Raw genomic sequence first — 6,443 nt, 5'->3', positions numbered from 1 at the left:
GACAATTGGCATTAACTATCAAGCACACTGTTGAGTTCTCAAGCAACCGACACGCACCGACTCCAACCCGTTTCCAGGCCTTCACTCGGGGCAACTTCTTAAACCTACCAGACCGGCTTCTTCGTTTCAAACCCGGGCGAACCGGGTCAAAACTGGAAGATCGGCTCCGTCCTTCGTCCTGGAGGCGCGAGGCGACCAGCTCGAGTTTCGGATTCCAGCCCCGGGAACAGCCACTTCGCGGCGGCTCCGAGGAGCTTCGCAGTGGTGTCTGTTTCTCCCTGCCGGGCTGACTTCGAGAACATTACGGGGACGTGAACCCCCAGGTCAACCTGGCCGGAGGTGACCCCGGTCACCGCCCCTCGGCACACCACGCAGCCACGCTCACCCACCCTCGACCGCGCCCCGGTACCTCTCCCCCAGCTCGCGCACCGCGTCGCGCAGCTCCTGGGGGCCGACCACCTCGAACGGCACGTCGAACATCCCGACCCACGCCGCGAGCCCGCGCCAGGACCACGAGCCGGCGACCAGGCGGGACCGGTCGGGGCCGATCGCCTCGACGACACCCTGGTCGCCGACCCAGGGCGCGAGCACGTCGGCCCGCGCCTGCAGCACCACCTCGCCCTCGACGGGCCACCGGGGACGGGAGAAGACGTGCGCGACATACGCGGCGACGTCGGGCTCCTTGTCCCTGCCCTTCCGCTCCCGCTCGCCCCCAGCCTCCGAGCCCGCGCCCGGGGGCACCGCCGGGAGCTCCCGGGGCGCGAACCGGGGCCCCGTCGGGGTCCTCGGCGTCATGCGGTCGACGCGGAACGTGCGCCAGTCCTGGCGCTCGAGGTCCCACGCGACGAGGTACCAGCGTCCTCCCCACGTCACGAGGTGGTGGGGCTCGGCCCGCCGCGGGGGCCGGAAGGCCGCCTCGCCCGAGCCGAGCAGGGGCGAGGACCCGCCGTCGTAGTCGAAGCGCAGCACCTCGCGCGCCCGCACGGCGCTCCCCACCGCGACGAGCACGGCCTGGTCCACGACCGGCCTCGCCTCGTCCCGCGCAGACCGGACCGCGGTCACCTCGAGCGCGTCGATGCGTCCGCGCAGCCGCGCGGGCATGACCTGGCGGATGGTCGCGAGCGCACGGCGCGCAGGTTCCTCGATCCCGCCCACGTGGGTCGTCTGGAGGGCGACCGCGACCGCGACGGCCTGCTCGTCGTCGAACAGCAGGGGCGGGAGCTCGGCGCCCGCGTCGAGGCGGTACCCGCCGTCTGGCCCCTTGGTCGCGCGCACGGGGTAGCCGAGCTCGCGCAACCGGTCGACGTCGCGCCGCACGGTGCGTGGGCTGACGCGCAAGCGGTCGGCGAGGGCCTCCCCGGGCCAGTCCCGCCGGGCCTGGAGCAGGGAGAGCAGGGCGAGGAGCCGGGCCGATGTCTCGAGCATGCTCCCAGCGTCGCACGAGGTAGCGGACAGAACCTGACCGCTACCTCCGACAGGGTGGAGTCATCACCCACTCCTGGAGGACACCGTGATCCACACCCGCTCCCTCACGAAGGACTTCGTCGTGAGCCGCCACGAGACCGTGCACGCCGTGCGCGGGATCTCGCTCGACATCGAGCCGGGCGAGCTCGTCGCCGTCCTGGGCCCCAACGGGGCCGGCAAGACCACGACCCTGCGCATGCTCACGACGCTCATCGCTCCCACCGCGGGCAGCGCGACCGTCGCGGGGTACGACGTCGTCGCGCACCCCGCGCAGGTCCGTCACCACATCGGGTACGTCGGGCAGGGCAACGCCGCGGGCCACAACCAGCGCGCCGTCGACGAGCTCGTGACGCAAGGCGTCGTCTACGGCCTCGACCGTCGGTCCGCGCGGCGCCGCGCCGACGAGCTGTTCGAGGCGCTCGACCTGACCTCGCTGCGCACGCGCAAGGTCGCGGACCTCTCGGGCGGGCAGCGTCGGCGCCTCGACGTCGCGATGGGCCTGGTCCACGCGCCCTCGCTCCTGTTCCTCGACGAGCCCTCGACCGGGCTCGACCCCCACAACCGCGCCAACCTGTGGGAGCACGTCCTGCGCATGCGGGCCGACGCGCTCACCCGGGCGGGCGACCCCATGACGATCGTCCTGACGACGCACTACCTCGACGAGGCCGACACCATGGCCGAGCGCGTCGTAGTCGTCGACCACGGCGAGGTGATCGCGGACGACACCGCGGAGGCGCTCAAGACGAACCTTGCCGGGGACCGCGTGGTCCTCGAGACCACGGTGCCCGACGACGGCGCTCGCCTCGCGCAGCTCGTCTCCCGCGCCGACGGGGTACGGGAGGTCGAGACCGACGAGACCCCGGCCCGCGGCACCCAGGTCACGGCACGGGTCACGGACGGCCCCGCGCTGCTCCCGGCCCTGCTGCGCGCGGCCGACCACGCGGGCATCACCGTGACCTCGGCCCAGGTCCACCGCCCGACGCTCGACGACGTGTTCCTCGCGCTGACCGGGCGCAGCCTGCGCGAGTCGGGCGCAGCAGACAAGACCAGCACCTCGGGCGCAGCAGACAAGACCAGCACCTCGGGCGCAGCAGACGCGGCCGGCCCCTCGGGCGCCGGCGCACCGTCGGTCGCCGCAGACCACGTCACCGCACGGACCAGCGAGGGCACCGCGCTCTCCGGGAAGGACGCAGCATGAGCACCGTCGACACCACGACCTCTCCGGCCCCGGCCGGCGGCGGGTCTGCCGGTCCCCGTCGGGCCGGCTCGGCCAGGAGCCGCCCCGGCGCGCGCCCCCGCGGCCGGCTCACCCACCTGGCCCGCGACACCAGCATCGTCCTGGTCCGCGAGCTGCGGCCCCTGCTCCACGACCCGTTCTCGGTCGTGTTCGGCCTGGTCCAGCCCCTCGTGTTCCTCGCACTGTTCGGGCCGCTGCTCGTCGGCACGCTCAGCGGGCAGGACGGCGGCGCGGCCGGGACGCTGGGTGGCAGCGTCTGGCAGTGGTTCGTGCCGTCGATCCTCGTGATGACCACGCTGTTCGGCACCTCGACCACGGGCGCGAACCTCCAGCAGGAGCTCAACACCGGGGCTCACGAGCGCATGCTCGTCTCGCCGCTGTCCCGGCCGTCGCTGCTCGTGGGGCGCGCGCTCAAGGAGATGGTGCCGATCGCTGCGCAGTCGGTCGTGGTCGTCCTCGTGATGCTGCCGTTCGGGTTCGAGCTCTACCCCGTCGGCGCGGTGCTCGGGCTGCTCATGCTCGCGATCTTCGGCGTCGGGGTCGGGTCGCTCAGCTACGCCCTGGCCCTCGCGGTGCGCAAGCAGGAGTGGATGTTCTGGCTCGTGCAGCAGACGCTGCTCTTCCCGCTCATGATCCTGTCCGGCATGCTGCTGCCCCTCGAGACCGGGCCGGGATGGATGCGGGCCGCAGCCCACCTCAACCCCCTGACCTACCTGGTCGACGCCGAGCGCTCGCTGTTCGCGGGCGACCTGACCTCGTCGGCCGCCGCCTGGGGCTGGGTGGCCGCGGTGGTGACCGCCGGCGTCGGGCTCGCGGTGGGGATCCGGACCATGGTGCGCAGCACGGACTGACTCCTCCCACGGCTCTCCCAGGACGGAGACGGGGTGGCACGCCCGCAGGCGTGCCGCCCCGTCGTCGTCTCACCGGCCGTCGGCGTCGTCGCCGACCGGGCGTCAGGCGTGGTGGTCGGGCGTCAGGCGTACTGCTCGCGGAACGCGTCCGTGAGCGTGGGCCCGCCGTCGCCCAGGCGCCACACGCTCCACCCGTCGGCCGTCGCGGTCCCCGACACCGCGACCGCTGCCGCGTCCGGGTGACGGAAGCGGGCGCCGTCGGTCAGCTCGATGAAACCGTCCGGGTACAGGACCGCCTCGAAGCGCTGCCCGCGACGCGGTCGCGACCAGACGAGCGAGACCGGGGTCCCGAAGGACCGCGCGAGCGAGTGGAGGTCGGGGTCGTCGTCCGGGTCGTCGTCCAGGGGCGACGCGGGTGCGGGCGGCGGGGCCGGCACCAGGTCCTGACCCAGCGGGTCGATCGTGCTCAGGGCGTCGACCACGGGGACGTTCGCGGGTGGCTGGTAGGACAGCGGGTCGTACGCGGGCTCCTCCGCCTGGTACGACTCGCGCGTCAGCACGGACTCCCGCGTCCGGATCGACTCGCGGGTCCTGATGGACTCGCGCGTCAGGATCGAGGACCGGCTGGGCGTGCGCGACGACAGGGCGTCGTCGGGCGGGCTCGAGTACGCCGACGACGACGAGTAGCGCCCCTGCTCCGAGGCCTCGTCCCCCGGGGGGCTCGCCAGCAGCGGGACGGGCGGGACCGTGAGCGGCTCGAGCGGGAGGCTGGGCACCGGCTCGGGGACGACGGGCGGGACGCTCAGCGCGAGGTCCGGGGCGACCGGGGGCGCGGGCACCGGGGGCGCCGGGAGCAGCGGTTCGAGGACGGGCTCGAGGCGTCCCGTCTCGGCCATCGAGCCCGCGGACGATCCGTAGACCGTCTCAGCGGCCTCGAGCTCCGTGCCGCGCCGACGGTCGGCGCGCGAGCGCTGCGTGACGATCGGCAGCTTGCCCGTCAGCGCGCGACCCACCGCGACGCCCTCCGCGAAGTCGGCCGTGGCCGCCGCGGACCGGTTCCCGACCGCGGGGCGGGGCGGTGCCGCAGGGACCGTCGAGCGCGACCGGCGCTCGGGGACCAGGGGCGAGACGTCGACGAACCGGCGGCCGTCGGCGCCGTGCATGACCCCGAGCTTGAGGACCGAGACCGACGACCCCGGCTGGCGCAGGAAGTCGAGGGCGTCCACGATCCCGTCCTCCGCGCTCGAGCAGATGACGATCAGTCGAGCCCCCGTGGCGCGCGACGTCGCCTGCGAGCGGGTCAGCGGGACGTTGTCGTAGAACGTCGAGACGTCCTGCTGGAAGCGCCCCGCACCCCCGGCGTAGCGGCTCGCGAGCTCCGCGCGCGTGAGCTGACCGGCCCGGCCCGCATGGTTCATGGCACGGGTGAGCGTCTCCTCGGTCAGCTCGGCGACGACCTCGATGACCACGGGCAGCCCGGCCGCGTCGAGAGCCAGGAGGTGCGGCTCGTCGACCGACGAGCCCTGCCGCACGGGGAAGATCTGCTCGCCGAGCAGGCCGTCGAGGTGGCCGTCGACCACGCGCTGCGCGACCGTGCCGAACCCCCCACCCGCCGGCTGCGACGGGCGGACGAGAACTGGACGCTCGGCGTCCACCTCGAAGAGGGGCATCGTGGTCTCCTGCGACTTGTGACACGGCTCGTAACGCAGCCTCGAACGCTGCCCGGGACGGCGGCGTTGCCGCATAGCCTACGACGCCCGTGAGTGCACGCCGTAAACGCCGGTTTCACCCTGTGGGACGCCGGCGATGCTCGACGCTCAGTCGCGCGCGAGACGCTCCTCGACACGCTCGACCTTGCCCGTCAGCTCCCCCGTGTGACCTGGGCGGATGTCCGCCTTGAGGACGAGCGAGACCCGCTGCCCGCCCGCGCCGACGGCCTCGGTCGCACGCTTGACCACGTCCATGACTTCATCCCATTCACCCTCGATCTCGGTGAACATCGACGTCGTCCGGTTCGGCAGACCCGAGGCGCGGACGATGCGGACTGCCTCGGCGACGGAGTCCGTGACGGACTCGCCGGCACCGAGCGGGGCGACGGAGAAAGCGAAGATGGCCATGCGTCCATCATGCCGCGTCCTGCCGGCGGGCCGGACTCCCCCGGCCGGGACCTGCCCGTCGCATCTTCTGACAGGCCCGGGGGCGCGCCGTAGCGTGGTCGCATGGTCACCAGACGCAGCACGCAGACGGTCGGGGACGACGCGGTCGTGGCCGCGACGGGGCAGCCCCGGGCAGCCTGGTTCGAGCTCCTCGACGCGCAGGGCGCGACCGGGTGGACGCACACCCGGATCGCGACCTGGCTCGTCGAGGACCAGGGGGTCGACGCGTGGTGGGCGCAGTCGCTCACCGTCGCGTACGAGCAGGAGCGCGGGATGCGCGCGCCCGGGCAGCGGGCCGACGGCACGTTCGACGTCTCGGTCTCCAGGACCGTGGACGCGACGCCCGCGGCGGTCTACGCCCTCGTGTCCGACGACGGCGCCCGCGCCGCGTGGTTGGCTCCCGCTCTGGCGGAGGTCGGGGTCGCAGGCGACCTGGACGTCGTCGGGCGGACGATCGACCGGTCGGTGCGGCTGCGCTGGCCCAACGAGGCCGTGGGCGGGGCGACCGGGCGCGCGCGCCGCGTGCTCCTGACCTTCGACGCGGCGAACCCGGGCGTGGCCGGTGGGTCCCGGACCCGGGTCGCGGTGAGCTACTCGGGGGTGCCGACGGTCGACGAGGTCGCACCGCTCAAGGAGTTCTGGAAGGGCCGGCTCGACGCGCTCGCGGCGCTGGTCTGAGGGGCTCCCTCCCCGAAGGTGGGGCGCGGCTCGCCGTCGTGCGGGCACGGCGCGCGC

At 73.6% G+C, this 6,443-nt stretch carries 6 protein-coding genes; 3 read left to right on the top strand and 3 right to left on the bottom strand.

Features of this window, described 5'->3' with window-relative positions; translation table 11 throughout:
- Positions 1-381 precede the first annotated feature (381 nt).
- Positions 382-1,425, bottom strand: a complete 1,044-nt coding sequence (locus ASE15_RS19535) for a YafY family protein (RefSeq protein ID WP_056654370.1) — start codon at positions 1,423-1,425, stop codon at positions 382-384.
- A gap of 85 nt (positions 1,426-1,510) precedes the next feature.
- On the opposite strand from ASE15_RS19535, the gene ASE15_RS19530 reads away from it, so the two are divergent.
- Positions 1,511-2,662: an ATP-binding cassette domain-containing protein gene (locus tag ASE15_RS19530; RefSeq protein ID WP_082618620.1), complete on the top strand. Its 1,152-nt coding sequence runs from the start codon at positions 1,511-1,513 to the stop codon at positions 2,660-2,662.
- Complete coding sequence (locus ASE15_RS19525; protein WP_082618619.1) at positions 2,659-3,552, top strand: ABC transporter permease; 894 nt, start codon at positions 2,659-2,661, stop codon at positions 3,550-3,552. The genes ASE15_RS19530 and ASE15_RS19525 overlap by 4 nt, the downstream gene beginning before the upstream one ends.
- 122 nt (positions 3,553-3,674) lie before the next feature.
- Here the strand turns inward: ASE15_RS19525 and ASE15_RS21285 are convergent, their stop codons facing one another.
- Both ASE15_RS21285 and ASE15_RS19515 read right to left on the bottom strand, forming a co-directional pair.
- Entirely contained in the window at positions 3,675-5,222 is a 1,548-nt protein-coding gene (locus ASE15_RS21285) for a DUF4357 domain-containing protein (RefSeq protein ID WP_056654366.1), read from the bottom strand.
- 147 nt (positions 5,223-5,369) lie between these two features.
- Positions 5,370-5,669 carry an MTH1187 family thiamine-binding protein gene (locus ASE15_RS19515; RefSeq protein ID WP_056654363.1) on the bottom strand — a complete coding sequence of 100 codons (300 nt, stop codon included), beginning with the start codon at positions 5,667-5,669 and terminating at the stop codon, positions 5,370-5,372.
- A 102-nt stretch (positions 5,670-5,771) separates the two neighbouring features.
- Between ASE15_RS19515 and ASE15_RS19510 the strand changes: the two genes are divergently transcribed.
- Entirely contained in the window at positions 5,772-6,386 is a 615-nt protein-coding gene (locus ASE15_RS19510) for an SRPBCC family protein (RefSeq protein WP_056765322.1), read from the top strand.
- The last annotated feature ends 57 nt before the right edge of the window (positions 6,387-6,443 follow it).

The sequence above is a fragment of the Oerskovia sp. Root22 genome, assembly GCF_001429135.1.
Classification (GTDB): domain Bacteria; phylum Actinomycetota; class Actinomycetes; order Actinomycetales; family Cellulomonadaceae; genus Oerskovia; species Oerskovia enterophila.
This window is presented reverse-complemented; position numbering and strand designations above follow the sequence as displayed.

Bases quoted from the DNA above. Each gene is read 5' to 3' on its own strand.
- ASE15_RS19515 (WP_056654363.1), bottom strand. From the start codon at position 5,669: ATGGCCATCTTCGCTTTCTCCGTCGCCCCGCTCGGTGCCGGCGAGTCC.
- ASE15_RS21285 (WP_056654366.1), bottom strand. From the start codon at position 5,222: ATGCCCCTCTTCGAGGTGGACGCCGAGCGTCCAGTTCTCGTCCGCCCG.
- ASE15_RS19510 (WP_056765322.1), top strand. From the start codon at position 5,772: ATGGTCACCAGACGCAGCACGCAGACGGTCGGGGACGACGCGGTCGTG.
- ASE15_RS19535 (WP_056654370.1), bottom strand. From the start codon at position 1,425: ATGCTCGAGACATCGGCCCGGCTCCTCGCCCTGCTCTCCCTGCTCCAG.
- ASE15_RS19525 (WP_082618619.1), top strand. From the start codon at position 2,659: ATGAGCACCGTCGACACCACGACCTCTCCGGCCCCGGCCGGCGGCGGG.